The sequence below is a fragment of the Rhodococcus sp. KBS0724 genome, assembly GCF_005938745.2.
Taxonomy (GTDB): Bacteria; Actinomycetota; Actinomycetes; order Mycobacteriales; family Mycobacteriaceae; genus Rhodococcus_F.
This window is the reverse complement of sequence record NZ_VCBX02000001.1, coordinates 1,715,268-1,741,467: the sequence shown is the minus strand read 5'-3', so window position 1 is coordinate 1,741,467 and position 26,200 is coordinate 1,715,268. Positions and strand designations below refer to the sequence as shown.

Genomic DNA, 26,200 nt, shown 5'->3' with positions numbered 1-26,200 from the left:
GCCAGTACATCAGACCCGTCGCGCAAAGGTATCGCGCACCTCGTCGATCGCGTCATGCATCAGTTGTTCGTAGTGGTCGATATCCGCAATCGCCGACGGACTGGTTGTGATGCTGATGGTCACGGTGTCACCGATACCGTGCACACCGTGTGTGAGTGACATGACCGGCGACAGACTAGGAAAACCGGCAGTGAATCGCACCGTCGCGCCGCCGAACACCAGATCAGCGGCACCGCGGGCCACACTCGACACCACTGTATTGCCCGTCACCGTCTCGGGAATCGCCGTGAAATCGTATTGCTGTACACCCCAACGAATGAGCGGCCCCGGGACAGCCTCCAGCGCCCGGTCCGACGCCGCACTGGATGGGTGCGCTGCTCTCGCCCGGCGCTCGGCCAAGGATTCCGTGATGCGGTGGGCACGCTCGCGAAGATCCACTACCTCCGGGAACAGGCCTACACCGGCGTTGCGGAAGTGATTGCGCGATTTCGGTTTTCCGTCCTTCGCGATGGTCACTTCGGCGCCTAGCTCGGGAGGTACAACGCCATCGGCCGCCTGCAGATACTTGGTCATGGCCACCGAGATCGCCGTCATCGCCCCCACCGTCACGGACACGCCTTCTGCTCGAAGATCTGCCGCGTCGCGCACCACCATGCGCACCAACCGGTGCGCATTGGGGGGAATGTTCGAGGTAACCTTCGGCCGGTTGGGAGCCTGCGGCGCAACAACTCCCGCTTCCGTGTCGGCCTCCAGTTGTAGCTGAGCCCGATGACCGGCGCGACCGTCACGGAAAAGGTGGTAGATCTGACCGGGCAGTCGCAGCGCCGCACGGGCGAGTATTTCTGCCGAACTGCTCGAACGCCGGTCGATCTCTTCACGTTTCGGCTCGTCTGCTGCGAAGAGCGTGCGGGCAATGGCGCTCGCCCGCTTGCCGTCCGCCAATGAATGAGCCACCTGCAGAACGGCAATCAGCGCAGGCCCATCGCAGCGTGGCGCGCCGCGCACACCCTCGAAAAGATGGAGGAGCCATGGGGTCACGCGCGGGTTGACGTGATTCTCGAGCAGCACTTCGATCGCGTTGATGCACTCGTCCCACGAAGAGTACTGAAGTCGATGCGTCACGACCAACGACTCGTTGACCGGCATCGGTTCCCACAGCGGATAATCCAGATGCCACGGCACTTCACGAATCCGCACACTCAAATCCGGCATCGACGACGCGCGATCGAGGACCGCGCGTCGTACATCCTCGAGCGATTCCGTTTGCCCCTCGAAGCAGTACAGCAGGAGTTGATCGTTGGGGATCTTTTCCGAAATCCAGAATGTTTGGGCGTCGGTGGGCGTCATCCGTAACACCGGGTGACGGTACCACCGCGGCATCAACCCTTTTCGGCTTCGGCTTTCAACTGCGCGAGGCCCTTCTCGAAGTCCTTGCCCACCATCTTGTCCATGCTGAAAATGAATCCGAAAATTTTGAAGAAGAAGTTCTTCTTCCCTGTCATTTGCCACGTCACTCGCACGCCACTGTTCTGCGGTTCCAGAAGAAAGGTTGTGACGTTCTGAGCTTTGAACGGTTTGAGGAAGGAAAGATCCAGCACGACACGGCTACCCGGAACCGATTCCGTAATCTTCATCGAACCCGAACCGGCCTTTTTGTTGCCAGACCAGGCGTACGACGCACCCACGCCGGAATCGGGTCCCGAGTACGTCCGCTGCATCGCCGGGTCCAGGCCCTCCCACGGGGACCAAGCGGTCCAATGGTGGAAGTCGTTGATCAGATCGAAGACAGTAGCGGCCTCCGCATTGACAACGGCGGAGCGTTCGACCAGAAACTCGTCGGAATTCGGTGAAGCCATAGTCTTCTCTCCAAAGTTCTAGAGGCGATCAGTCTCCGGAATTATCCATGCTGACGCTGACGCCGTCGAGACAGAACTCAATCGCGCAGGCATAGACAGAAGTGATGGCCGACCGGGTCGCGGTAGACGCGGAAAGTCGGATGCTCGGGGGTTGCGTCGACGCGCTCCGCACCGAGACTCAGTACCCACTCTTCGGCGGGATCCAAAGCGTCGACGACGAGATCGAGGTGGATTCCCACGCCCACGTTCGGCCAGTCCACCGGAACGAAATCCGGGGCGAGCTGAAATGCCAGGCGCTGGCCCGGCGCCCCTTCGATCACGTGCCAATCATCCTCGGCGCGTATGGTTCTCCACCCGAGTACTTGTTCGTAGAAGCGTGCCAGCGCAGCCGGATCCGGACAGTCCAGGACTGTGTAATCCATTCCGATAGTCGGGCGCACGGCTAAGCCTTCCGCTCCTGCACTTTCTTACGCACGAACAACAGTGGAAGCACCAGCGTCGCAACTGCGGTTACCAGCCAGACGACGACCGTTCCCAGAATCCACGTCGAGACACCGGAGATCGACAGGTCGGAGAAAACCGATGCCAGGAGCAGAGCAACAAATGTCGACACCAATCCGATTCCGCCGAGGAATGCCGGGGCATGGCGCTTTGCCATCTTGGCGATGAACGGCGCCAGAACCGATTGCGCAATCGCAAAGATCACGACCGCCACGATGAATCCTGATGTGGGTGCCGAGAAGCCCGAAAGAATCAACGACGCAACAAGAAGTCCGACGGCCGCAGACCCCAGGAAAATCGCGGCGCGAATCAAAAAGCTAATCATTAGCTGATCCTATATGCCCGATATACGACATGGCAGTACTTCACAATCCGAGAGAATGTTGAACATCGCGCAACGTTCGCGCTGACGCATGCAGACCCGCGCGCTCACACTCCGATAACGGCACTTCCAGTACGCGGCCGGCGCCCGCCCCGCCGACCAATGTCGGCAACGACAGGCATACCCCGTCCAGATCGTGCACCCCGTTCTGCAGAGTCGAAATCGGCAGAACCCTCTGCTCGTCGCGCAGCACCACCTCGACCATGAAGGCGCTCGACAACCCGATTGCAAGGTTCGTCGCGCCCTTGCCTTCGATGATCTGATACGCGCTTTGCACCACCGCAGTCGCGACCTCGTCGCGGATCGTGCTGTCGAGTGTGTTCCCCGAAGGACCCACAAATGCCGTCGCCGGAACACCGCCGATGGTGGCGCTGGACCACAACGGAATTTCGGAGTCACCGTGCTCGCCGACGATGAACGCGTGCACATTCTCGACTGCAACGCCCAACTTCGACGCCATGAGAAAGCGCAGGCGTGCCGTGTCCAGCACCGTCCCAGATCCGAAGATCCGGTGACGGTACGGCGGACCCGCGGCCTGAACCGCGGCGTACGTCGCGATGTCGACGGGATTGCTGACAAAAAGAATGATCGCTTCGGGCGACTGCGAGAGAAGTTGCTCCGTCAAAGTCTGCGCAATCTTCACGTTGACCGCTGCCAACTCGAGACGAGACTGCCCGGGTTTCTGCTTGGCCCCGGCTGTCACCACCACCAGATCGGACCCTGCCGTCACGGCGATGTCGTCACCACCATCCACCGAGCACGGTGGGGTGAATTGAGTGCCGTGGTTGAGATCGAGCACCTCCGCACGCACCTTCGCGGCGTTCGTGTCGTAGAGGGCCAGTACGTCCGCTGATCCACGGATGAGGCACGCATAAGCGATGGCCGTGCCGACACTGCCGGCGCCGACGATGGAAACCTTCTTCTTCCGAGAGCGATATGCCGTCGTCATAGCTTTGATGGTGCGCCATTTATAACGATTTCGCAGGGTATCGGGATTGCCAGCGTTCTCTCAGGCTTTGATCGCAGACCTCTCAGAATTGCCGTACACCATGGTGGACATGGCAGAGGTAACGGTTTTTGCAGTCGGCGGCACCGGCGAGTCGTACGACGGTGACACCCGCACCCACGTAGTCGGACTGCTGAGCGCGGTGACACGTGAACTCGACGATCGATTCGACGCCACGTGGGTGCCCTACCCCGCGTCGTACGGACCTGTTGCCGACGGCGGCTCGAGTTTCCGTCACAGCACCGAAATGGGCGCCCAGGCGCTTGTGGTGGCTCTCGCCGAGGTCCGCGGACCCGTCATGCTCATCGGCTACTCACAAGGATGCTCGGTCATTCGCGCCGCCCTACCGAAAGTGAACGGCAGCAACATCATCGGGATCGGGTTGATCTCCGATCCGCAACAACCAGTCGGGGTTCTCACGGGTTGCGAGGGGTATGGCGTCGCCGGCGACGGACCGGAAATTCCGTCCTGGATCCCGGTCAAATGGATCGGACACCCGCAAGACTTGATCTGTAACGCCAGCGACGACAGCTACATTCGTGACATCGCCGACCTCACCGGCTGGATGTCCTTCACCCAGGCGAGAGTATGGGCAAACAAGGTGTGGGAACTGCTCCGAAGCAACACTTTTCAGAACGCGCAGAAAACTCACTTCAGCCCGAAGCAGTGGCGCAAAGATCTACGACGCCTCCAGACGGCATTCCTCGAAGTCCTGGGATACCTACCCAGCCGAGTGAGCTGGCGACGCTTTCAGATCCGGAACCCCCGCGGCGGGCGGCATGTCAGCTACGCGAGCGAACCCCTCGACTCCAGCGGACGCACGGGTTGCCAACTGCTGGCCGATTGGATGATGGCACAGGCTCAGGATGTCAAGCTGCTCCCCGCCGCAGCCTGAATCTGCAGACGCAGGGCCAGTTACCCCTGCGTCTGCAGAATTGCCCTCCAGGTAGTCGTCGTTATGCCGGCTCTGCCATTACGCCAACGTGGCGGGCCGTACCGGAAAGGCCGGGAAGCTCTTGCACGGGCGACCAGGTGTTCAGCCCATCGGAGCTGTCGGAATACAGGTACTTTCCTTCGACATAGGCGTCGAGATAGATTCGCCAGTCGCCGTTCGGCAGCTGAGCCAGCGCCGGACCTTCCACAAACGTTCCCCAATTTCCGTTCGGGACAAAGGAATAGGGGCCCGTTGCCGACGGCGCGACCGCATGCTCGACAACCTTCGTCGTCTCGTTCTTGGTGAACGCATGATAGGTCGACCCCACCTTGACCACGGTGGTATCGATATGGTCCGCACCGATCCCGGCGAGCGGAACAGGCAGGCTCCACAGCCGCAGCGACGGTTCCAGTGCCGTCATCAGATACGGCACAAATCCTCCACCGGTCGACATAGACACGATGACGTTGACGCGGCCGCCGTCGACGAACCACTCGGGCGCCCAGGCTTTGGTGACGAACGGTGACAACGACGGGCCGTCGCTGAAGCCGGCCGACCCCGAGAAGCCCGGCGGGCTCGCTGAACCCGTGCCGTCCCCGGTGCCTGGCATGAAGGCACAGCAGAACGGGAGCGAATAGTTCGCCAGAGGTGTCCAGGTGATGCGGTCGCTACTGCGTGCGAAGCCGATACTCGTTCCGCCCGTTGTGTAGGTGAGGTAATACATTCCGTCTGTATTCCGGAAGATGCTCGGATCACGAACCAGCCCGGACGGAGGCCGATACGCCGACGGTTTGACGAGTTGGAATCCAGTGCCGTCCGCGGACTCGTATACATCCATGTCGCGGTCGCTGCCATTGCTGAACGCCACCATCGTGTACCGCCAGGCCGGCGGTTCAGCGCCGCTGGCCGGGGCCGCGACCAGCAATCCTGCGATAACGAGCGTCACCATCGATATGGCGGAAAGGACGGTCCGTTTTGTCGGATTCACCGGTGAAGTATCTACGACGCAAGCGCACCATGCGCAACATTGGCCGCAGGTGTATCTGGATCGTTACAGACGGCGGTGTGGTCGCGCCGGATAGGTACCTGCATAGGTAGTTCAGCGGATGTCTCCAGCCTCCCCCGCCCGCATCCTTGACAGGTACTTATTCGGGCAATGAGAGGTGATTTCCGGTGATGACCTTGACGGATCAGCTGGACAACTGCGAATACCTACTAGCTGACGCGGAACTCATGGGCAACGGCGATGCTGCTCGGCGGTTCAGAGAACATCGCCTCAGGTTGGTTGAACAGCTGGCCAGGCTGCGGGCCTCGGGTCGTTGCGCGTAGGTGTCGGTAACTCGACGGTCTCTGGGTTGCGGCGACCACGCTCCGAGATGAATCCCCGCGTCCCCGCGGGGACGTCCCCGTCGACGCCACACCGAATCATCGCTGATCAGCAGTCGATGGGATGATTGCCTGCGTGCCAATGCCCCCACCGCTGCCCGTCAAGAACGGCGTTGGCCCGACGCGCCTACGCATCCCACCGTCCGGGCCGTGGGCGACAATCGCTGAGTACGTCGTGGCGAAGTTCGACCATCTGGACGCCGAAAACCTGTATCGGCGGTTCGACGACGGCGAGTTCGTGGGTATCGACGGCCACCCGATCTGCCGGAGCACAGAGTTCAGCGCGCACCAGTTTGTCTGGTACTACCGTGAGTTGCCGGCGGAGGACCCGGTGCCGTTCCACGAGGAGATCCTGCACGTCGACGACGATCTCGTCGTGATCGACAAACCACATTTTCTCCCGACCACACCCAGCGGGCGCTACCTGCGTGAGTCGGCGCTCGTCCGACTGCGGGTCCGCCTCGACAACCCGGATCTGACCCCGATCCATCGACTCGACCGCGGCACCGCAGGGGTGGTGATGTTCTCGGCCCGCCCCGCGACGCGCGGTGCGTACCAGTCACTGTTCGAGAAGCGTCAGGTCACGAAGGTCTACGAGGCGGTGTCAGCACGACCGCCCTGTGGCCAGGGCGCACCGGGGCTCGCCGAATCCGACGGTCCCCTCGTCTACCGCAACCACATCGAAGCTCGGCGCGGCGAGTTGCGGGTCCTCGTCGACGACAGCCGTGAACCTAACTCCGAGACCATGATCGAGGCACGAGGGACGGGCGTGAGCGCCTCCGGACGCACTGTGCTGCACACGGTTCTACGTCCGCACTCCGGTCGGATGCACCAGTTGCGGGTACATTTGGCGGCTCTCGGCGCCGGAATCCTGGGCGACCGGCGATACCCCGACCTACTGCCCGATGCGCCGGACGATCATTCCCTCCCACTCCAATTGCTCGCGCGGGAACTCGAATTCACCGATCCGTTGTCGGGGAGGCCGCGGCGGTTCGTCACACATCGGACACTCAGCGAGATGCCCGTCTAACTGCTGAGCGCCCGCCGGAAGGCGCGGGTGAGACGCCGCAGGGCAATTGTGCAGCCGCGAGGATAGTTCTCCCTGCGGCTGCACAATTGCCCTGCGACAGTACGACGGATTTAGACGTTGAAGCGGAACTCCACCACATCGCCGTCGGCCATGATGTAGTCCTTGCCCTCCATGCGGACCTTGCCGGCAGTCTTGGCTGCAGCCATGGAACCCGCCTCGACGAGATCGTCGAAGGACACGATTTCAGCCTTGATGAAGCCGCGCTCGAAGTCGGTGTGAATGACGCCGGCAGCCTGGGGAGCGGTATCGCCCTTGTGGATGGTCCAGGCGCGAGCTTCCTTCGGACCAGCCGTCAGGTAGGTCTGCAGTCCGAGGGTGTGGAAACCGGTACGCGCGAGAGCGTGCAGGCCGGGCTCGGTCTGGCCGATCGAGTCGAGCATTTCCTGGCGGTCTTCCTCGTCGAGTTCGAGGAGTTCTTGTTCCACCTTGGCGTCGAGGAACACGGCGTCGGCCGGAGCGACGGATGCGCGCAATTCAGCGACCTTCGCCGCGTCGGTGAGCACCGACTCGTCGGCGTTGAACACGTACAGGAAGGGCTTAGCCTTCTCCAGTGTCTGCATGTCGGCGATCACGAGCTCGGTCTCGATGACCTCGATGTCCCAGGCCGGATCGACCTTGCCGTCGACGTGAATGACGTCGTCGTCGGCGGCGAAAACGCACACTACCTGGCAGATTGCATCAGCTTCACGAATGTTGGCCAGGAACTTGTTGCCAAGGCCGGCGCCCTCGGAGACGACCTTCACGATTCCGGCGATGTCGACGAATGACACGGAAGCGGGACGGACCAGCGCCACGATGCACTCGATCGAATCATGCCCAAACCCCCACGCCGGTTCCGCGATCTGGTGCAGGATCGACCCATGGGCATAACCAATCCACTTGATGCATTTTCAAAGCTGTATGCAGTGGTTTTGGATCACGATCGAGGCGGCGGTATGAGGGTCAAATGGTCGCTGGAGCACACCGCGTGGATTCGCAATCGCGACTACTCTCGCGACGGATGGCGACAGTCACCAGACACTGCAGGGACGGTAGACGTACCCACCGACGACGACCGGGTTTTGGCGCTCGCTCTCGCAACGGGAGCAGCCCAGGCTTGGTGCCAACGATGTGGATTGACAGATCCCCATATGCATTTCATAGCGCCAAACATCTATGGTGAACCGACTCTGTATTGCGTCCAGGCACCGTGCCCCGAGGTGGTCAACTCGAAAGGCGGAGGGGGACGAGTCAAACACTGGGGTAGCCCCTTTGGCTGCCAAGCTGTCGATTACATAATCGACAGCGACGGGGGTCCAGCCTCGCCGCATATAGGGCCCGTCGCCCTGCACATCTTCGGCCAACCGCTGGTGGCTGAAGATGTTATCGACCGCCCCTGGTGTTCACGATGCACAGGCTCAGCCTTCAACGTCCGAGTAAACACCTCCCACGACAACGCCTCGAGCTTGGAACAGTTGCAGAATCGGATCAAGGTCCAAGTGCGTTACGCTGCACGCAGGCTCGGCGACTACTACGGAGAAGACTGAGTGATCCACTACTGGGTTAAGCATCAATCAGGACCCCACCACGTCCCATCGTTAACCAATCGTTGAGCAGCCTCCGCATCGACGAACCGCCAATGCGGAGACAGGGAAGGGATTTTCGACAGATTCTCCCTACAACTGATCGAGGTCGCCCAGAGTCCGCGCCGCCGACATTGCAGCAACAACCGCGTATCGCTGTCGTTGCACCCACGCGCTTCCTCGCCCGCTTCCCTGTCGCCGAAGCTCGGTGCCCAACGTCACGTGCCCCAGTCTCCGCCCCTCATCGTCGGGATGAGTGAGGAGAAAGAGCTGATACTCGTTCCCCTCCCAGCCAAGGTCCCGGGCACCCTTGATAATTCCCGCGATACGCTTATCTTCTTCGGTGCCCGAGACCATCCTTCGACCAATCTCCTCGGGCGTCCAGACGATGTGGTCAATCCTTTCAAGTACCTTTGGTACCTCGCGCTGCACCGCAGCATCGGCATAGAACGCGACGTGACTGACCTGTCGAATGTATCTGCCGGGTTGGCAAACATAGGCACCGTGCGCCAGATAGAACGGCCATGCTTTACGTGCGGGCACGACGACGGCGATGGATTCGGCTGCCTTCGGGCGCACGTCCAACAGAGTTGGCACTCTGCACAAGCTCGAGACCCATCGCTCCAAATCAGCGTCGATCCATCTGAGCAGATCCATCGCTTGTTCGAATCGCTCTTCGAGAGGAAGATCGAAGATTGCCTGATGGTGAGCGACGCGGTTGCGCAGCGTCTTAAGCGCGAGCACGTTCTTATGCACAGTGTCACGCTTAAAACCCGCCCTGGCCCTGTTCGGGAACGCGTAGACGAGGTGTCTCCGAAACAATTGCTCGTATTTTGGGCCAAAAACGCTTTCCCAGAGACCAAATGTCACAGATGCCAGAAACTTATCGCGCGAGGCTCCGTCCGCCCGGGGACCCAGATGCCTGCGTGCCGTTCGGTGGAACTCCAAGTCGTGGTCAGCCAAGAATGCCGGATTCGCGAACCACCACCCTGCCAGGGGGCAACTCGGGCCGACTCCGGAGTCTCGAGAGGCCGGAGCACCACGTCGACAGCGTTACGTAGCGCAACCTCGACATGAGAAATCAACTCGAAGAATGCCGCCGAGATAGCTACGTTCCACTCGTAAAGTTCGCGCGCAGCGACGGGATCGTGGTTGGCCGCCACCAGGTACTCGTCGAAGCGACGTTGGGTGATCCACGCGGTCGGATCAGTCAATAGCTCCCCACGATCTCAGTTGACTCTAAGCGCTATACTTGTCACAGCGCCCCCGATCGGCCTCTGGTCCATAGCAGATTACGCCGCTGGGGCGCTTTTACTGTACTAGCGCCTCAATACGCGCTGTCGCTACACGTTGAAGCGGAACTCCACCACATCGCCGTCGGCCATGATGTAGTCCTTGCCCTCCATGCGGACCTTGCCGGCAGCCTTGGCTGCAGCCATGGAACCTGCCTCGACGAGATCGTCGAAGGACACGATTTCAGCCTTGATGAAGCCACGCTCGAAGTCGGTGTGAATGACACCGGCAGCCTGGGGCGCAGTATCGCCCTTGTGGATGGTCCAGGCGCGAGCTTCCTTCGGACCAGCCGTCAGGTAGGTCTGCAGCCCGAGGGTGTGGAAACCGGTACGCGCGAGAGCATGCAGGCCGGGCTCGGTTTGGCCGATCGAGTCGAGCATTTCCTGGCGGTCTTCCTCGTCGAGTTCGAGGAGTTCCTGCTCCACCTTGGCGTCGAGGAACACGGCGTCGGCCGGAGCGACGGAAGCGCGCAGTTCGGCGATCTTCGCGGCGTCGGTGAGCACCGATTCGTCTGCGTTGAAGACGTACAGGAAGGGCTTGGTGGTGAGCAGGCTCAGCTCGCGCAGCAAGGAGAAGTCGAGCTTGTCCTTGACGCTGAAGAGCGTCGTGCCCTCATTGAGGAAAGCCTGAGCCTTGAGCGCCTCGTCGTGGGCCGGCTTGAGCTCCTTGTTCTTGCGAGCTTCCTTGTCCAGACGCGGCAGAGCCTTCTCGAGAGTCTGCATGTCGGCGATCACGAGCTCGGTTTCGATGACCTCGATGTCCGAGGCGGGATCGACCTTGCCGTCGACGTGAATGACGTCGTCGTCGGCGAAAACGCGCACTACCTGGCAGATTGCGTCGGCTTCACGAATGTTGGCGAGGAACTTGTTGCCAAGGCCCGCGCCCTCGGAGGCGCCCTTCACGATTCCGGCGATGTCGACGAAAGACACGGTCGCGGGAAGGATGCGCTCGGAGCCGAAGATCTCGGCGAGCTTCTGCAGCCGCGGATCGGGCAGCTCGACCAGGCCGACGTTGGGTTCGATGGTCGCGAACGGGTAGTTCGCAGCCAACACGTCGTTGTTGGTCAGTGCATTGAAAAGGGTGGACTTGCCGACGTTGGGCAGTCCGACGATTCCGAGGGTAAGGCTCACGGTCTGTGGATTCTACGGCCTCGCGGCGACGTGACGGGTACTCGCCCCACCGTCACGTCGCCGCAGGTGATCAGTTGTAGTTGTAGCTGTCGACGGACGCCACGATCGCGACCAGGAAGATGACGTAGAACGCGATGAGCAGAACCCATCCGATGACAGCGATCAAGAGCGCGATCTGCCCGAGCTTCTTCACCCGCTCCGACGCGTACTGAGCGCCCTGGTGATCGCCCATCGCCCACTTGGGATAGATGTCGTGCAGGTGGTTGAACGCGGCAAACGCGACCGGCCAGAAGAAGATGATCGACGCGACGGCCCAGCCTGCATTGGACTTGGGCGGACCGTATTGCGGCTGCGCGTAGGTCTGCGGGGCTGCATATTGCTGCGGCGCGCCGTACTGCTGGCCCGTCGGGTACTGCTCGGTCGGATACTGCTGATACTGCTGGCCGGCGGCGGCGGCTGATTGGTCGTAGCTCGGTATCTCGCCGTAGGTCGGTTTCGGTTCCTGCGGTTCGGTCATCAATCCCCCAAAGATTCGGTTTCGGTTCTCTACCGCAGAACCTAATGGAAGCGCGCGTCGCTGTGTCGTGGTGAGCGCCTACGCTCTCGAAGTGACTCGGATGCTGATTGTGCTCGCCATATGGATTGTCGGACTCGGAACGGCGACGCTCGCGAGCGTCGTCTCGCCGGGATGGTGGGTGATCGCGGTTGTCGCACTCGCACTGGCTGCGGTGGGTACCTACGATCTGACTCAGCGGCGGCACAGCATTCTGCGTAACTACCCGATTATCGGCCACGCACGATTCCTGCTCGAGAAAATCCGACCGGAGATTCAGCAGTACTTCGTCGAATCATCCACCGATGGAACGCCATTCGATCGGGAGACACGCGATCTGGTGTACGAGCGCGCAAAGGGAACGCTGGCCGAGGAACCTTTCGGAACCGAGCGCGATGTCAATGCGATCGGCTACGAGTTCATGACACATTCGATCCGGGCCCGCACCGCCCCCGACACTGTTCCGCGAGTTCGCCTCGGCGGACGCGATTGCACCAAACCGTACGACATCGCTCTTCTGAACGTGTCCGCGATGAGCTTCGGATCGTTGTCCGCCAACGCAATCGAGGCGCTCAACGCGGACGCCGCGAAGGGCGGTTTTGCCCATGACACCGGAGAAGGTGCCATCAGTCCGTATCACCGCAAACACGGTGGCGACCTGATCTGGGAAATCGCGTCCGGCTACTTCGGATGCCGAACCGAGGACGGGCAATTCGATCCGGAACGCTTTGCCGAACGCGCAACCTTGGACCAGGTGAAAGCTATTTCGATCAAACTCTCGCAAGGCGCCAAGCCCGGATTGGGTGGGGTACTTCCCGGGGTCAAGGTCACCCCCGAAATCGCCGACACCCGAGGCGTTCCCGTCGGCCGGACCGTCATATCGCCGCCTGCGCACACCACATTCAGCACCCCCGTCGAACTGGTCGACTTCGTTCACACTCTGCGGACATTGTCCGGTGGCAAGCCGGTCGGACTGAAACTCTGCGTGGGCTCGCGTCGTGAGTTCCTCGGCATCTGCAAGGCGATGATCGAGCGCGGCATCACGCCCGACTTCATCATCGTCGACGGTTCCGAGGGCGGAACCGGAGCAGGTCCGGTCGAGTTCGAGGACCACATGGGTATGCCGCTGACCGAGGGATTGATGCTGGTCCACAATGCGTTGGTGGGGACGGGATTACGGGGTCTCGTGAAGGTCGGCGCGTCCGGCAAGGTTGCCAGCGGCTCCGACATCGTCAAACGCATCATTCAGGGAGCCGATTTCACGATGGCCGCCCGCGCCATGATGTTTGCCGTTGGCTGTATTCAGGCCCAGATGTGCCACACCAACCGCTGTCCCGTCGGCGTTGCGACTCAAGACCCGGCCCGCACCCGCGCCCTCGACATCCCCGACAAGAGCGAACGCGTGTATCGATTCCAGAAGGCAACCGTCGCAAGCGCGCAACAGATGATCGCATCGATGGGTATCGACTCCTTCGATCAGCTGGAACCGGCGATGCTCAACCGCCGGATCGACGGCCTCACGACGCGGACCTATGCCGATCTGTTCGACTGGCTCATGCCTGGCGAACTCCTCGACTCCCCGCCACAAAGCTGGCTCACCGACTGGATCGACGCCGACGCCCATCGATTCTGAAATACCGGCCAGGTGCCGCGCGGATTCACACTTCTAGTCCTACAGTGACAGATGGCCCGCTGTGACGGCGGCCACATTTGTACTAGTGGACGGAGTTCGACGATGAGCCTGACGACGGCGCCGGAACCGAATGTCGAGTACCTGAGAACAGACCCTGACCTGCCACCCGTCGGCGTGGTGGACCGCACCCCCATCTCGCCGACGGCTCGCTTTGTCTTCCTGGTCATCGGACTGGTGGGCGGCCTCGCCTGGTACATGATTGCGATAGTTCGAAATGAACACATCAGCGCCGTCTGGTTCGTGTTGGCCGCGATCTGTACCTACCTGATCGCTTATCGGTTCTACGCGCGGTTGATCGAACGCAAACTCGTCAAGCCGCGTGACGACGTCGCTACGCCCGCCGAGATCATGGAAAACGGCGCCGATTACATGCCGACGGATCGACGGGTTCTCTTCGGCCATCACTTTGCCGCCATCGCCGGAGCCGGCCCACTCGTCGGCCCCGTCCTGGCAGCGCAAATGGGATATCTGCCAGGCACTTTGTGGATCATCATCGGAGTTGTCTTTGCCGGTGCAGTACAGGATTTCCTGGTTCTGTGGATCTCGTCCAAACGGCGCGGCCGCAGTCTCGGTCAGATGGCCCGTGAAGAACTTGGCCTCGTCGGCGGCGTCGCGGCGCTGATCGGCGTCTTTGTCATCATGATCATCCTCATCGCCGTTCTCGGGCTCGTGGTGGTCAACGCACTCGCCGAAAGTCCTTGGGGCGTCTTCTCTATCGCGATGACCATCCCCATCGCACTGTTCATGGGCGTCTACCTGCGTTACCTTCGGCCCGGCAAGGTCTCCGAGGTCTCGCTGATCGGTGTAGTCCTGCTGCTGCTGGCCATCGTTTCCGGCGGCTGGGTCGCCGACACCGGTTGGGGCGCAGACTGGTTCACGCTCTCCAAGGTCACCATCGCGTGGCTGATGATCGCGTACGGATTTGCCGCCTCGGTCCTGCCCGTGTGGCTTCTGCTCGCGCCCCGCGACTACCTGTCGACATTCATGAAGGTCGGCACAATTGCCTTGCTCGCCATCGGAATCCTCGTTGCACGACCGGTATTGAACATGCCTGCGGTAACGCCGTTCGCGTCCAACGGAGAGGGGCCTGCCTTTGCCGGCACTCTGTTCCCGTTCCTGTTCATCACCATCGCCTGCGGCGCACTCTCGGGGTTCCACGCACTGATCGCGTCGGGAACAACACCGAAGCTCCTCGAAAAGGAAAGCCAGACCAGGATGATCGGGTACGGCGGCATGCTGACCGAATCGTTTGTCGCCATCATGGCCCTGGTCACCGCCTGCATCCTCGATCAGCACCTGTACTTCGCACTCAACGCTCCCGCCGCACTGACCGGTGGAACACCGGAAACCGCAGCAGAATACGTCAACAACCTGCCCCTCGGCATCGCTCCGATCTCCCCCGACGTCCTGTCCCAGGCAGCTGAGGCCGTCGGAGAGGAATCGATCATCTCGCGAACGGGCGGCGCTCCGACGCTGGCGTTCGGCATGTCCGAAGTCCTCAGCGACGTTTTTGGCGGCGACTCACTGAAATCGTTCTGGTATCACTTCGCGATCATGTTCGAAGCGCTCTTCATCCTCACGACCATCGACGCCGGCACCCGCGTTGCGCGGTTCATGCTGTCGGATTCGCTGGGCAATTTCGGCGGTCCTGCAAAGAAGTTCAAGGACCCGTCGTGGCGTATCGGCGCGTGGCTGTGCTCGCTGATCGTTGTTGCGGCCTGGGGCGCAATCCTGCTGATGGGTGTCACCGATCCCCTCGGCGGCATCAACACGCTCTTCCCCTTGTTCGGCATCGCCAATCAGCTGCTCGCGGCCATCGCGCTGACAGTGGTCATGACGATCGTGATGAAAAAGGGACTGTTCAAGTGGGCCTGGATCCCCGGAGTTCCGTTGGTGTGGGACTTGATCGTCACCATGACAGCGTCGTGGCAGAAGATCTTCTCCGACAATCCGGCTATCGGATACTGGGCTCAGCACAACGTGTTCAAGGACGCCAAAGCCGCCGGCGAGACGTCCCACGGCTCCGCCAAGACACCGGAAGCAATCGATGCCGTTATTCGCAATACGTTCATTCAGGGCACGTTGTCGATCATCTTCGCGTCGCTTGTCATCGTCGTGGTGATTGCCGGAATCATCGTGTGCATCAAGGCAATCAGGGTCGGGGGCCTACCCACTACCGAATCCCCCGAGGAACCGTCGAAGATCTTCGGTCCCGCGAGCTTCATCCCCACACCGGCCGAGAAGGAAGTTCAGAAGGAATGGGATGAGCTCATCAAGGCCGGTAAGGTCCGCGCACCTGGCGCCGCGCATGCAGGTGGGCACTGACCATGACCGCTCGAGTCGGAACAACATTGCGCGGCATCCTGTGGTGGATCCGCTCGGTGATGGGCGATCTGGACTACGCCCGATACGTCGAGCACACCCGGCGGAACCACAGCGATGCGCCGCTCTTGAGCGAACGAGAGTTCTGGCGTCGCCGTCACGCAGCAGCGGACAACAATCCGGGTGCCCGCTGCTGCTGACTCACGATCAGGGGCAGGCGGCCTTGGCCAGAGAGTAAATGTGGCCGGCCTGCTCCTGAGTCGGAACAGTTCCGTTGTTCTCCGCCAGAGTGATGATCTCCGCCTTCACCGCTGCCTCGTCGGTGCCCTTCGCGACTTCATCACACGTTGTCGTCAGGATCTTCTCGATGTCCGCATCATCACGATCAGCCGCCAACGGCGCGTACGCACCACGGAACGTCGCCACGAACAGAGCAGTTTTCCCCTGATCGATGGCATTTCCCGCTGACTCTTTTGCGGTCTCCAAAGCCTGCTGTCCACTGGTGATCGCGCTGTTCACCTTGTCCTGTGCATCGTTCGTCTGCTCCTCGCTGCACGCGGTGAGACCCAGAACGACGATTGTTGCTGCCACAACTGCTGCTGCAATTTTCATAACGGAAATGGTAGTCGCGCACCCCGACCACCGAATACCGATCACCGGTCAACGTCCTGTGGACTGCAGTAATTCGGACAGCGATACGATCAGGCAAGCGAGATCACGTCAAATACATCGGCGGGGAGTAGTCCCACGCCGACCGAAAGGACGATCAGTGAGCGAGCAAGGCAACGAGGTAACTGGGCCGACTCCCACGCGTAAACGCGACCGCGGCGAGATCATCGGACAGGGCGGCATGTGGCTCGCCAAGTGGTCGTTGGTGCTGGCATCCATTTCGATCGGCGCACTGATATTTGGTTGGCTCGTCGAAAAGTTGTGGGTAATCGTGCTGCCCGTTGCCCTGGCGATCGTCCTCGCGACTGTCATGTGGCCGCCCACCCGCGAAATGGTCAAACGAGGACTGCCGCCGGCAGCGGCAGCAGCCATCACCTTGGTGCTGTCGATCGGTGTGCTGGCCGGCGTGATCGCGGGCATCATCCCGTCCGTCGTCGGGCAAGCCCCCGAACTGGCAAACAAAACAACCGAGGGCATCAACCAGGTCCAGGACTGGATGCAAGGACCACCGCTCAACCTCCAGGATGATCAGATCGACAATGCTATCCATTCAGTTGTCGCCAAGGTCCAGGAGAGCGGAACAGCTATCGCCTCAGGCGTTTTCAGTGGTGTGAGCACCGCCGGTTCCCTGCTGGTCACGCTGGGCCTCGTTCTGGTTCTGTCGTTCTTCTTCATCAAGGACGGCCCGCGCTTCATCCCGTGGCTCCACGCAGTGGGCGGCGGAAAGGCCGGCAGGCACCTCGAAGAAGTTCTGACGCGTATGTGGGACACCCTCGGCGGATTCATCCGCACCCAGGCTCTGGTGAGTCTGATCGACGCAGTGTTCATCGGCGCCGGACTGCTGATCCTCGGCGTCCCCCTGGCACCGGTGCTCGCGATTCTGACATTCATCGGCGGCTTCATTCCGATTGTGGGCGCATTTGTTGCCGGCGCCCTTGCAGTGCTGGTTGCGTTGGTAGCCAACGGCTTGACCACGGCGATCATCGTGTTGATCATCATCCTGCTGGTGCAGCAGATCGAAGGAAACGTCCTTCAACCTGTCCTGCAAAGCAAGTCGATGAAACTCCACGCGGTTATCGTGCTTCTTGCCGTCGCTGCGGGTAGCTCCCTCTACGGAATCGTCGGCGCCTTCCTCGCAGTTCCCGTGGCCGCTGTCGCCGCCGTCGTCATCCGCTACATCGGCGAGCAGATCGACGAACGCGCAACGGACAACGAACCTATGCCGAAGGGCAACGCCTCCGACCTGGTCGAACAATCCGAGAACGACGCGGCCACCACGGACGAAGACCAGAAGGCCTGATCAGCCCGCAATCACTTCTACCGAGGAGCCTGCACGTCCACGAATGACGTGCAGGCGACTCGGGATTCGCTGCCGCATTTCGTCGACGTGACTGACTATCCCGACAACACGTCCACCGTCGCGAAGCTCGTCGAGCACACCCATCACCGAATCGAGGGTGTCGGCATCGAGGGTTCCGAATCCCTCGTCGATGAACATGGTGTCGAGCACAACACCACCGGATTCAGCGGCAACAACGTCGGCAAGCCCCAACGCCAAAGACAATGACGCCAGGAAGGACTCACCACCCGAGAGTGTTTTTGCCGACCGCACGACGCCGGTGAAATCGTCACGGATGTCGAGGCCGAGGCCACCGCGCCGACCACGGGATCCGGCTTCGTCACTGTGAACGAATTCGTATCGCCCACCGGACATTCGACGCAACCGAACCGACGCGGACAGTGCAACTTCCTCGAGCCGAGACGCCAACACATACGACCGCAAAGACATCTTGCGGCTGTTCTGCCCCTTGCCGGCGATCACATCTGCCAGCGCCGCCAACTCGTCGTGACGCGCACGCTGCGGTGCAATTGCCTCGTATGCTTTCTCGAGCTGGCCGTTGAGGCGTTCGAGGTCCGCAACCCGATTTTCCGCCAGCGACGCCGCTGCAACTGCCTCGTTGACGGCCGCTGTGCATTCACGCGCAGCAAGTCCAGGTCCTTCCACGTCCACAGTCGCAACATCAGCCGTAGCAGCAACATCCGGGTCGTCGAGAACTGAACGCGCAGCCACTCCTCGATCACGTGCCCGCGAAACCTCTGCCTCGATGGCTACGATGCGTGCCGGCGTCCGAACAGCTGCCAGCGCGGCCGGAGCCGACTCGAAACCAGCGGAGAGTGCCGCATCAACCAGCTTTGTCGACAACTCGACAGCTCGAGCTTGTGCCCGGGCCGCGTCGTCGCGAGCTTCCGACGCCGTCGTAGCCGCGGTTGCCCAAGTCTCGAACCGGGCCCGCCTCGCCGAGATGCTCGAATCCTCCCCCGCCGCAGAGACAATCGCGGCCCGAATTTCCCGTGCTCGCAGCGTCAGAGCTGAGATGCGCTCGACGACGGTGGCCGCTTCCGTGGCCAACGCTGCAGACTCCTGCTCGAGTGCGTTGTCTCGGCCACTGAGTTCCGCAACCCGCGCCGCGACACTCGCTGCTTGGTCGGCCTTCGACTGCGCGCTCTCGAGAGTCGACTGCGCATGTTCGCGCGCTACTTCGAGTTCTGTGACGTCACCGTCGCCGCCGCGAGCGATCAATCGATCGATCTCCAACGCCAGGGCGCTCTCCTGCTCGAGAACAACCGTCAAGGCACCTTCTGCGGCGCGTTCGCGAACTGCGGCTTTCTCGACGTCAGCCTCAGTCACAGTGTCGGTTCCGGGCTGTGCGGGAGCGGGATGCTCCGGCGAACCACACACCTGACACGCGTCGCCCGGTTTGAGAGAACCCGCCAGCTCCGCGGCCATCCCCTCGATGCGTGTGTGCACCCGATCGAGCCAACGCCCGCGAGCCGCCTGATGGACGTCGCGCGCATCGAGCACTGTGGCACGCATCGCCTCGGCCTTCACACGCGCGCGGCCGATCTCGTGTGCTGCCGCAGCTCTGTCTGCTGCTGCCGCGTAAGCAGTCCGAAGACCCGGCAACGACGCCTCACAGCGCTGCGCATCGGCGAGTTCTGATGCGGCAGAGCTCAATTGCTCAGGTAGCTGCGCACGCTCACGCGCGATGCCCTCGGTGCGGGCGGCCATCGCGGCATGCCGCGCCGACAGTGTGCCGATCTCCGACTCTGCCGAATCCGCGATCCGTGCCTGCTCGGCCACCGAATCCAGTCGCACGATCTCGTCTCGCCAGTCTCTGACCTGAGCCAAGACCGCGTCGCGCTCACCGTCTCGCGGCGGCCACACTCCCCCGCCGAAGATGTCGGGACCACCGTGCGCCGAGTACTGCGTCACCGCCTTCTCGGCAAGCGCGAGTGCCGACGCCACCACGCGCTGCACCGCGTCCGAATCCTGCGAAATTACCGAAACAGGTTGCGCCCGTGCGGCTGTAGCCAACTCATCCGCAATGAGGGCCAGATCTGCCGACCCCTCGTCCAATGCAATGATCTCTGCGCGCGCACGGTCGCGGCGACGCACCAAATCCGCAGTACGCTCGGCAACGCCGAGCACTCGATGGGCCTCCGCTGCCGCAGCTTTGGACTTCTCGAGCACTCCGTTTGCCAAATCGCGGCCGTCTTGCGCCTCCGCGAGCAACTTGCGCGACCATTCGAGCGGATGCGCTTCCGCTCCCACTTCCAAACCCGCCGCAGTCTCGACCCGTGCAAGTAAAACCTGCACAGCCTGCTCCCTGTCCGCGAGAGCACTGGTACTGGCTTTTTTCTTCTCGTCGAACCACGCCTCCACCGACACGAACTTCTTGGTGTCGAAGAGTCGCTCGAGCAACTTTCCGCGTTCATCGTTCTCGGCTCGCAGGAACTTGGCGAACTCCCCCTGCGGTAGCAGGACAACCTGGAAGAACTGATCGGCGCTCATCCCCATCAGACGGTTGATCTCGTCACCGATGTCCGGGATGCGTGAGAGGTTCTCGCCGCGGCCGTCGAGCCACGTCAGGGTCGCCTTGGCATTCTCGACGATCGAACCGGATCCACGTTTTTTCGGACGGGAAAACTCCGGACTGCGAACAAGTTTGAGGCGTCGACCACTGATGGTGGCTTCGAGGGTCACCTGCGGTACCGAACCAACCGGAGCGTGATCGGACAGCAACCGCTTACCCTCGTTTCGAGCACCCGGCACTCTGCCGTACAACGCAAAGGCAACGGCGTCGAGGACGGTAGTCTTTCCCGCGCCGGTATCGCCGTGCAGCAGGAAAAGGCCGTCGGCCCCCAACCTGTCGAAGTCCACCTTGACGGTGTCGGCGAACGGACCGAAGGCCGTGATTTCGAGCGTATGAAGCCTCACGCAGTGACTCCCAGTTCAGCTGTGACTTCCTCAGCTCGATCAGCGGAACCGAGTGCAGCTTCCATCAGAGAAATTTCACCCTCGGTGGGTTCGCTCCGGACCGCGGCGACAAACCCCCGGGCGATCTCCATGTCGTCTCGGCCACTCATAGCGTCGCGGTACTTGAGCTCCGAATTACCTTCCGGCCGCTGCCATTCGAGGTGGACGGCAAACGGGAACCTCGTGTGCAACGCGCGCATTGCATCGATCGGGCGAACCGGATCGGTGAGCAGCGCCGAGACGTAACAATCCTCGGCATCGACGTAGTCCGGCGAGTTGAGCAAATCTTCGAGAGTGCCCGTCAACTGCCGCAACCCTCGAACAACGGGAAGGTCGAGACGCGACGTCGAGACGAGGCCGGCGCCGTCGAGTTCGACCAACAGCGCCGCCTTCTTGTGGCTGCGCTCACCGAACGAGTACGGCAACGGTGAACCCGAATACCAGACCCGATCCGACAACATCTGTGGCGAATGGAGATGCCCCAACGCAACGTAGTCGACACCGTCGAACTCGCCGGCCGCCACCGTCTCGACGCCGCCCACCGAAATGGAGCGCTCCTCACCCGTCGCTTCACCGCCGACAACAAAGGCATGCGCCAAGAGCACCGACCGAGTCTTAGGGTCACTCTCCAGCCGACCCGTCAGGTCTGCCCGCACCCGAGCCATAGCGGCCCCCAGAACGTCCGAGTGGCTACGCGCACGCGGCACGTCCAACTCGACTCTCGTGATCTCCGGTTCGAGATACGGAATTCCGTAGAACACCACCGGGCCGAACTCGTCGTCGACCACAACCGGTGAATCGACCTGACCGACCCGAGTGATCAGGTGCAGCCCGCCGGCCGCGGCAAACGACGCGCCGGCACCCAAGCGCACAGCCGAATCATGATTGCCCGACGTGGCGACGATGACCGCTCCGGCATCACGAATAGCCTCGAACCCTCGATTGCACACCGTGACCGCGTCGGAACTCGGAATGGAGCGATCGTAGATATCGCCCGGAACAACCACGACGTCCACGCCGTGCTCACGGACGAGAGCAGCGATGGCGCTCAACACACTCGCCTGATCGGCCAACAAGTCCACACCGTGAAAAGTGCGACCTATGTGCCAATCGGAGGTGTGCAAGATCTTCATTCCAGTGACGGTAGAGGACCCCACCGACAGATAAACCCGAAGCCACGACCGGCACAAACACTGCTCACGCCGAGAAAGCGGCTAATGTCAATGTGTGTCTGCAACCCAACGTGCTCGCTCCGGGGTACCGCTGGACAAACGATCTCTGGTCGTCACGGTCCCCGGTCTGCCCTGGTGGGGAGTAGTACTGCTCGCTGCCGGTGTCACTTCGATCGGTGTCCTGATCGATGCATCCGGTGGCGGCGGCGAGCTGACGTCCGTCTTCTCGACGTTCTACTTCCTCGGTTGCTTCTTCGCCGTGGTTGCTGCCGCAAACAAATCTCTGTTCACGGCAATGGCGCAGCCTCCGCTCCTACTTCTGGTCGCGGTACCGCTTGCGCAGACCATGATCGGCAAGGACAACAGCACCTCACTCCGCGACATTGCCATCAACATCGCATACCCACTGGTAGACCGCTTCCCCGTCATGCTGGCCACCAGCATCGTGGTCCTGATCATCGGCTGTGTCCGTTACTTCCTGCTGCAGCAGCGGCCGACCGGTCCGGTTCGATCCACCCGAACCCGGCGAGACACTCCACCCGCCACGAACTCGCGTGGTGCCAGCGAAAATTCCGATCCTGCGCAACGTCGGCGCCGTCGCCCCGAACCGAGCCGACCGGACGCGGCCGAGGCAACTGACCTGATTCCGCCGCAGCCCCGGCGACGCGACACCGATCGCCCCGCCTACAGCGACCGCCCTGTCTACAACGAGCGTCCGTCGTACCGTCCGGCTGCCGCGCCCGACCGCACACCGCCGCGTCGTAGCTCCGCTCCGGTCGAGCACGATCGCTACCAACCGCCGCGGCGCAACCAGCCGGTGAGCGAACGCAGCGATGCCCCGTCCTACCGTGAGCGTCGCGAGTACCCCTCCCACAGCGAGCGTCGTACCCCGGAAGCCGGTCGCCCCTCCGAGGAGCGCATGGAACCGTTCTTCGCCTCAGGTGGAGCCGACGACGTGCCGCTACCCCCGCGTCGACGTCCGGCAGGCGCCGACCTTCCGGCTTACCCGGCTCCTCGAGTGCGCTACCGCGACCGCGACGAAACGCCGAGCTGACACTTAATGCCCACAAAAAATCCCGGACCTGCGAAGGTCCGGGATTTTTTCGTAGTACCTGTTGTACCTACTGGGTGCGCGCAGCGCGCAGCTCGCGTGGGAGCGCAAACACCAGAGTCTCGTTGGCGGTGGTCACCGATTGCACGTCGTGGAAACCGTGCTCTGCCAATAGGTCGATCACTCCGCGAACCAGCACCTCCGGGACGGAAGCGCCGGACGTGATTCCGACTGTCTCGACGCCGTCGAGCCAGCTCAGATCAACTTCGCGGGCATAGTCGACCAGGTACGACGCGCGTGCGCCTGCCCCGAGTGCGACTTCGACCAACCGAACCGAGTTCGAGGAGTTACGCGAGCCGACCACGATCACCAGATCGCATTCGGGCGCCATGGCCTTGACCGCGACCTGACGGTTCTGGGTGGCGTAGCAAATGTCGTCGGACGGGGGATCCTGCAGATTCGGGAAGCGATCTCGCAGACGCGCGACGGTTTGCATCGTCTCGTCGACGCTCAATGTGGTCTGCGACAGCCAGATCACTTTGTTCTCGTCGCGAACCGTGACGGCATCTACCGAGGCGGGGCCGTCGACGATCGTGACGTGATTGGGGGCCTCACCTGCGGTGCCTTCGACTTCCTCATGACCTTCGTGGCCGATGAGCAGGATGTCGTAGTCGTCACGCGCAAACCGCTTTGCTTCCTGGTGCACTTTGGTGACCAGTGGGCACGTCGCGTCGATGGTGCGCAGATTGCGTTCGGCCGCCGATTCGTGAACGGCAGGTGAGACGCCGTGCGCGGAGAAGACGAGGAGCGAGCCCTCGGGAACTTCGTCGGTTTCGTCGACGAAGATCACACCCTGATCTTCCAGGGTCTCGACGACGTGGCGGTTGTGAACGATTTCCTTGCGCACGAAAATGGGGGCGCCGTGCTTCTCCAACGCCTTTTCGACGGTCTCCACCGCCCGGTCGACGCCGGCGCAGTAGCCGCGCGGCTCGGCGAGAAGTACCCGCTTGCCTGTGCCCTTACGAATGGACGCCGAATCCGCGGAGTGCGCGATGCCGAGATTGAGTGGAACAGCCGAAGACATGGCACCAGCCTACTGGCAGCTTCCCTGTGCAACACTTCGGCGAAGGTCTACCTCCGCGATACAGCCGAGTCGGCTACCGATTGTCGGTGGTTTACGGCAAGCTGTTGGAATGATTCGACCCCCGTTCGTGGCACGTGTGGCCGCAGGACTCGCAGTCACAGCGTTGGAAGAAGCCAAGAAGCTTCCGACTACCGCAGTCGCCCTGCCCATGACCGCTGTCAGTCAGATGCTCCAGACGAGCATGCGACTGCAGCAGTCCATCACGTCCCTCGCAATCAAGGGCGATCAAGCGTTTGCGCTGCTCAGTTGGTCCGGCGACGACGAGCAGCCGGAGTGGGCAGTGTTCGACGAGGATGTGAAGCCGTCGCCGCCGAAGCCTCGGGAGAGCCCCACTAACGCCGGTCGGTTCGCTCTGTACTCGGTCGATCCCACAGCTGATACTTCCGGCAGTGCAACCCCTGCGTCCGAAGCAGACACCGCGCCGGATGGTGATACCGACAACACCACTGCGTCCGAGCCTGCGATCGTCGCCGAACTCGACTACGCCAACCTGACGCTCGCGGAGCTGCGCGCCCGTATCAAGTCGTTGAGTGTCGACAATCTGACGACGCTCCTCGACTACGAGAACGCAACTCGTTCGCGTGCGCCGTACGTGACCATGTTGACCAACCGCATCACCACAGCCAAGGCAAAGTGACTTCCGCCCAGCGTCCCCCCGCACAGCAACGCCCGACGGGTTCGGGTGCCAGTTCCCCAGAACAGCCGTGGCCGGTTCGCACCGTCTCGGCCAAGGTTGCCGGCTGGATCGATCGTCTCGGCAGTATCTGGGTCGAGGGTCAGATCACCCAGATCAATGCGCGCCCCGGTACCAGGACTGCGTTTCTGGTTCTCCGTGATCCGTCGGCTGACATGTCGTTGTCCGTGACGTGCTCACCGCAACTACTGCACAACTCTCCCGTCCCGTTGACGGAAGGTTCTCGGGTCGTGATGTTCGGGAAGCTCTCGTTCTACACCGGACGCGGCACCGTATCGCTGCGAGTAACCGAGATCCGGGCTGTCGGCATCGGTGAATTGCTCGCGCGGATCGAGCGACTGCGCGCACTGTTGGCGGCTGAGGGTCTGTTCGATCCCCGGCTCAAGCGTCCGCTGCCGTTCTTGCCCGGAACGATCGGGCTGATCACCGGACGGGCGAGTGCCGCCGAGAAGGACGTCGTGTCCGTCGCCCATCGACGGTGGCCCGCTGTCGCAATTGCGGTGCGTAACACAGCAGTTCAAGGTCCGACGGCCGTGCCTCAGATCATCGAGGCGTTGAAGGACCTCGACGCGAACCCCGAAGTGGATGTCATCATCCTCGCGCGCGGCGGTGGAAGCGTCGAAGATCTGCTTCCGTTCTCCGACGAGGCACTGTGCCGGGCCATCGTGGCGTGCACGACACCCGTCGTCAGTGCGATCGGCCACGAACCAGACAGTCCGTTGAGCGACCACGTCGCCGACCTTCGCGCTGCCACACCGACCGATGCCGCGAAGCGGGTGGTTCCCGACGCCGTTGCGGAAGCAGCGCTGGTTTCCGAACTCCGCGATCGCAGTGCCGCGGCGCTACGCAGTTGGGTAAAGCGCGAGTCGCACCTCATCGAGCAACTACGCACCCGCCCGGTGATGGCGTCGCCGCTGCTGGCCATCGACCGTCGGGCCGAGGAAGTCGAACGACTCCAAGCCGCCGGCCGACGCGATGTCAGCAGACTGATCGACTCCGAATCGCGAACCGTCGAGCATTTGCGGGCGCGCCTGACAACTCTTGGTCCGGCAGCCACGCTGGCCAGGGGCTATGCAGTGGTGCAGCGCATCATCGCGGACGGCGATCCGGAAGTACTGCGCTCGGTCGAGGACGCGCCGCCTGGCACTCAGATACGAGTTCGACTTGCAGACGGCGCTGTTCGCGCCGCAGTAATGGGAAGAGAAAAATGAGCAACGCCGACAACAACCCCGCAGACATCGACATCACCGAACTCGGGTACGAAGCTGCCCGCGACGAACTGGTGGGCGTCGTGAAGATCCTCGAGCAGGGCGGCCTGGACCTCGATGCCTCATTGGCCTTGTGGGAGCGTGGCGAAGCGCTCGCCAAGCGATGTGAGGAGCACTTGGCGGGCGCTAGGGCTCGCGTGGAGACAGCGCTGTCCGGGTCGGACGAATAGAGGCTG

The 26,200-nt window shown here is 62.0% G+C and carries 24 protein-coding genes and 1 pseudogene; 10 read left to right on the top strand and 15 right to left on the bottom strand.

Annotation, left to right across the window (positions count from 1 at the left end; all coding sequences use genetic code 11):
• Positions 1–9: 9 nt before the first annotated feature.
• From FFI94_RS08110 to FFI94_RS08090, 5 genes are all read right to left on the bottom strand, one after another.
• Positions 10–1,347: a WS/DGAT domain-containing protein gene (locus FFI94_RS08110; RefSeq protein WP_138872515.1), complete on the bottom strand. Its 1,338-nt coding sequence runs from the start codon at positions 1,345–1,347 to the stop codon at positions 10–12.
• A 32-nt stretch (positions 1,348–1,379) separates the two neighbouring features.
• Positions 1,380–1,856 carry an SRPBCC family protein gene (locus FFI94_RS08105; RefSeq protein WP_138872514.1) on the bottom strand — a complete coding sequence of 159 codons (477 nt, stop codon included), beginning with the start codon at positions 1,854–1,856 and terminating at the stop codon, positions 1,380–1,382.
• 77 nt (positions 1,857–1,933) lie between these two features.
• Complete coding sequence (locus FFI94_RS08100) at positions 1,934–2,278, bottom strand: VOC family protein (RefSeq protein WP_138872513.1); 345 nt, start codon at positions 2,276–2,278, stop codon at positions 1,934–1,936.
• Positions 2,279–2,298: 20 nt separating this feature from the next.
• Positions 2,299–2,682, bottom strand: coding sequence for a phage holin family protein (locus tag FFI94_RS08095; RefSeq protein WP_138872512.1), 384 nt, complete (start codon positions 2,680–2,682; stop codon positions 2,299–2,301).
• 40 nt (positions 2,683–2,722) lie between these two features.
• Entirely contained in the window at positions 2,723–3,688 is a 966-nt protein-coding gene (locus tag FFI94_RS08090; RefSeq protein WP_138872511.1) for an L-lactate dehydrogenase, read from the bottom strand.
• Between the two features lie 109 nt (positions 3,689–3,797).
• Between FFI94_RS08090 and FFI94_RS08085 the strand changes: the two genes are divergently transcribed.
• Entirely contained in the window at positions 3,798–4,640 is an 843-nt protein-coding gene (locus FFI94_RS08085) for a PE-PPE domain-containing protein (protein ID WP_138873670.1), read from the top strand.
• Between the two features lie 61 nt (positions 4,641–4,701).
• Here the strand turns inward: FFI94_RS08085 and FFI94_RS08080 are convergent, their stop codons facing one another.
• Positions 4,702–5,628, bottom strand: a complete 927-nt coding sequence (locus FFI94_RS08080) for an arabinofuranosidase (RefSeq protein ID WP_138873669.1) — start codon at positions 5,626–5,628, stop codon at positions 4,702–4,704.
• A gap of 501 nt (positions 5,629–6,129) precedes the next feature.
• On the opposite strand from FFI94_RS08080, the gene FFI94_RS08075 reads away from it, so the two are divergent.
• On the top strand, positions 6,130–7,095 hold the full coding sequence (locus tag FFI94_RS08075; RefSeq protein WP_138872510.1) for a pseudouridine synthase: 966 nt from the start codon (positions 6,130–6,132) through the stop codon (positions 7,093–7,095).
• A 110-nt stretch (positions 7,096–7,205) separates the two neighbouring features.
• On the opposite strand, the pseudogene FFI94_RS08070 reads toward FFI94_RS08075, so the two are convergent.
• From FFI94_RS08070 to FFI94_RS08050, 5 genes and pseudogenes are all read right to left on the bottom strand, one after another.
• Positions 7,206–7,934 (bottom strand): annotated as a pseudogene (locus tag FFI94_RS08070) (DUF933 domain-containing protein); the annotation flags it as partial.
• A gap of 876 nt (positions 7,935–8,810) precedes the next feature.
• Positions 8,811–9,473, bottom strand: a complete 663-nt coding sequence (locus FFI94_RS08065) for a hypothetical protein (protein ID WP_138872509.1) — start codon at positions 9,471–9,473, stop codon at positions 8,811–8,813.
• 110 nt (positions 9,474–9,583) lie between these two features.
• Positions 9,584–9,931 carry a hypothetical protein gene (locus tag FFI94_RS08060; protein ID WP_138872508.1) on the bottom strand — a complete coding sequence of 116 codons (348 nt, stop codon included), beginning with the start codon at positions 9,929–9,931 and terminating at the stop codon, positions 9,584–9,586.
• Positions 9,932–10,060: 129 nt separating this feature from the next.
• Positions 10,061–11,140 carry a redox-regulated ATPase YchF gene (ychF, locus tag FFI94_RS08055; RefSeq protein ID WP_138872507.1) on the bottom strand — a complete coding sequence of 360 codons (1,080 nt, stop codon included), beginning with the start codon at positions 11,138–11,140 and terminating at the stop codon, positions 10,061–10,063.
• A 70-nt stretch (positions 11,141–11,210) separates the two neighbouring features.
• A complete protein-coding gene (locus tag FFI94_RS08050; protein WP_138872506.1) occupies positions 11,211–11,657 on the bottom strand; it encodes a CD225/dispanin family protein in 447 nt (148 codons plus the stop codon).
• Positions 11,658–11,748: 91 nt separating this feature from the next.
• Here FFI94_RS08050 and FFI94_RS08045 point away from each other — a divergent pair, with 91 nt between their 5' ends.
• From FFI94_RS08045 to FFI94_RS08035, 3 genes are all read left to right on the top strand, one after another.
• The gene (locus tag FFI94_RS08045; protein WP_138873668.1) at positions 11,749–13,326 is read left to right on the top strand and encodes an FMN-binding glutamate synthase family protein; all 1,578 of its coding nucleotides are present in this window, start codon (positions 11,749–11,751) and stop codon (positions 13,324–13,326) included.
• Between the two features lie 102 nt (positions 13,327–13,428).
• Positions 13,429–15,711: a carbon starvation CstA family protein gene (locus FFI94_RS08040; protein WP_138872505.1), complete on the top strand. Its 2,283-nt coding sequence runs from the start codon at positions 13,429–13,431 to the stop codon at positions 15,709–15,711.
• A 2-nt stretch (positions 15,712–15,713) separates the two neighbouring features.
• Positions 15,714–15,908, top strand: a complete 195-nt coding sequence (locus FFI94_RS08035; protein WP_138872504.1) for a YbdD/YjiX family protein — start codon at positions 15,714–15,716, stop codon at positions 15,906–15,908.
• Positions 15,909–15,915: 7 nt separating this feature from the next.
• Here FFI94_RS08035 and FFI94_RS08030 read toward each other — a convergent pair whose 3' ends face one another.
• Positions 15,916–16,320 (bottom strand): hypothetical protein, encoded by a 405-nt coding sequence (locus tag FFI94_RS08030; RefSeq protein ID WP_138872503.1) that lies wholly within the window; start codon positions 16,318–16,320, stop codon positions 15,916–15,918.
• Between the two features lie 238 nt (positions 16,321–16,558).
• Between FFI94_RS08030 and FFI94_RS08025 the strand changes: the two genes are divergently transcribed.
• Positions 16,559–17,677: an AI-2E family transporter gene (locus tag FFI94_RS08025; protein ID WP_260684465.1), complete on the top strand. Its 1,119-nt coding sequence runs from the start codon at positions 16,559–16,561 to the stop codon at positions 17,675–17,677.
• Here the strand turns inward: FFI94_RS08025 and FFI94_RS08020 are convergent, their stop codons facing one another.
• Positions 17,678–20,656, bottom strand: coding sequence for an AAA family ATPase (locus FFI94_RS08020; RefSeq protein ID WP_138872501.1), 2,979 nt, complete (start codon positions 20,654–20,656; stop codon positions 17,678–17,680). It abuts the gene before it with no gap.
• On the bottom strand, positions 20,653–21,828 hold the full coding sequence (locus FFI94_RS08015) for an exonuclease SbcCD subunit D (RefSeq protein WP_138872500.1): 1,176 nt from the start codon (positions 21,826–21,828) through the stop codon (positions 20,653–20,655). Before FFI94_RS08015 ends, FFI94_RS08020 begins: the two co-directional genes overlap by 4 nt.
• A 94-nt stretch (positions 21,829–21,922) precedes the next feature.
• Here FFI94_RS08015 and FFI94_RS08010 point away from each other — a divergent pair, with 94 nt between their 5' ends.
• Entirely contained in the window at positions 21,923–22,921 is a 999-nt protein-coding gene (locus tag FFI94_RS08010; protein WP_138872499.1) for a DUF6542 domain-containing protein, read from the top strand.
• Between the two features lie 67 nt (positions 22,922–22,988).
• Here the strand turns inward: FFI94_RS08010 and FFI94_RS08005 are convergent, their stop codons facing one another.
• Complete coding sequence (locus FFI94_RS08005; protein WP_138872498.1) at positions 22,989–24,002, bottom strand: 4-hydroxy-3-methylbut-2-enyl diphosphate reductase; 1,014 nt, start codon at positions 24,000–24,002, stop codon at positions 22,989–22,991.
• Between the two features lie 109 nt (positions 24,003–24,111).
• Between FFI94_RS08005 and FFI94_RS08000 the strand changes: the two genes are divergently transcribed.
• From FFI94_RS08000 to FFI94_RS07990, 3 genes are read left to right on the top strand one after another with little or no spacing between them, the layout of a single operon-like run.
• The gene (locus FFI94_RS08000; protein ID WP_138872497.1) at positions 24,112–24,699 is read left to right on the top strand and encodes a lipid droplet-associated protein; all 588 of its coding nucleotides are present in this window, start codon (positions 24,112–24,114) and stop codon (positions 24,697–24,699) included.
• Entirely contained in the window at positions 24,696–25,967 is a 1,272-nt protein-coding gene (xseA, locus tag FFI94_RS07995) for an exodeoxyribonuclease VII large subunit (protein ID WP_138872496.1), read from the top strand. Before FFI94_RS08000 ends, xseA begins: the two co-directional genes overlap by 4 nt.
• Positions 25,964–26,194 carry an exodeoxyribonuclease VII small subunit gene (locus tag FFI94_RS07990; RefSeq protein ID WP_138872495.1) on the top strand — a complete coding sequence of 77 codons (231 nt, stop codon included), beginning with the start codon at positions 25,964–25,966 and terminating at the stop codon, positions 26,192–26,194. Before xseA ends, FFI94_RS07990 begins: the two co-directional genes overlap by 4 nt.
• Positions 26,195–26,200: the final 6 nt, after the last annotated feature.

Bases quoted from the DNA above. Each gene is read 5' to 3' on its own strand.
- FFI94_RS08110 (WP_138872515.1), bottom strand. From the start codon at position 1,347: ATGACGCCCACCGACGCCCAAACATTCTGGATTTCGGAAAAGATCCCC.
- FFI94_RS08105 (WP_138872514.1), bottom strand. From the start codon at position 1,856: ATGGCTTCACCGAATTCCGACGAGTTTCTGGTCGAACGCTCCGCCGTT.
- FFI94_RS08100 (WP_138872513.1), bottom strand. From the start codon at position 2,278: ATGGATTACACAGTCCTGGACTGTCCGGATCCGGCTGCGCTGGCACGC.
- FFI94_RS08095 (WP_138872512.1), bottom strand. From the start codon at position 2,682: ATGATTAGCTTTTTGATTCGCGCCGCGATTTTCCTGGGGTCTGCGGCC.
- FFI94_RS08090 (WP_138872511.1), bottom strand. From the start codon at position 3,688: ATGACGACGGCATATCGCTCTCGGAAGAAGAAGGTTTCCATCGTCGGC.
- FFI94_RS08085 (WP_138873670.1), top strand. From the start codon at position 3,798: ATGGCAGAGGTAACGGTTTTTGCAGTCGGCGGCACCGGCGAGTCGTAC.
- FFI94_RS08080 (WP_138873669.1), bottom strand. From the start codon at position 5,628: ATGGTGACGCTCGTTATCGCAGGATTGCTGGTCGCGGCCCCGGCCAGC.
- FFI94_RS08075 (WP_138872510.1), top strand. From the start codon at position 6,130: ATGATTGCCTGCGTGCCAATGCCCCCACCGCTGCCCGTCAAGAACGGC.
- FFI94_RS08050 (WP_138872506.1), bottom strand. From the start codon at position 11,657: ATGACCGAACCGCAGGAACCGAAACCGACCTACGGCGAGATACCGAGC.
- FFI94_RS08040 (WP_138872505.1), top strand. From the start codon at position 13,429: ATGAGCCTGACGACGGCGCCGGAACCGAATGTCGAGTACCTGAGAACA.
- FFI94_RS08035 (WP_138872504.1), top strand. From the start codon at position 15,714: ATGACCGCTCGAGTCGGAACAACATTGCGCGGCATCCTGTGGTGGATC.
- FFI94_RS08030 (WP_138872503.1), bottom strand. From the start codon at position 16,320: ATGAAAATTGCAGCAGCAGTTGTGGCAGCAACAATCGTCGTTCTGGGT.
- FFI94_RS08025 (WP_260684465.1), top strand. From the start codon at position 16,559: ATGTGGCTCGCCAAGTGGTCGTTGGTGCTGGCATCCATTTCGATCGGC.
- FFI94_RS08015 (WP_138872500.1), bottom strand. From the start codon at position 21,828: ATGAAGATCTTGCACACCTCCGATTGGCACATAGGTCGCACTTTTCAC.
- FFI94_RS08005 (WP_138872498.1), bottom strand. From the start codon at position 24,002: ATGTCTTCGGCTGTTCCACTCAATCTCGGCATCGCGCACTCCGCGGAT.
- FFI94_RS08000 (WP_138872497.1), top strand. From the start codon at position 24,112: ATGATTCGACCCCCGTTCGTGGCACGTGTGGCCGCAGGACTCGCAGTC.
- FFI94_RS07990 (WP_138872495.1), top strand. From the start codon at position 25,964: ATGAGCAACGCCGACAACAACCCCGCAGACATCGACATCACCGAACTC.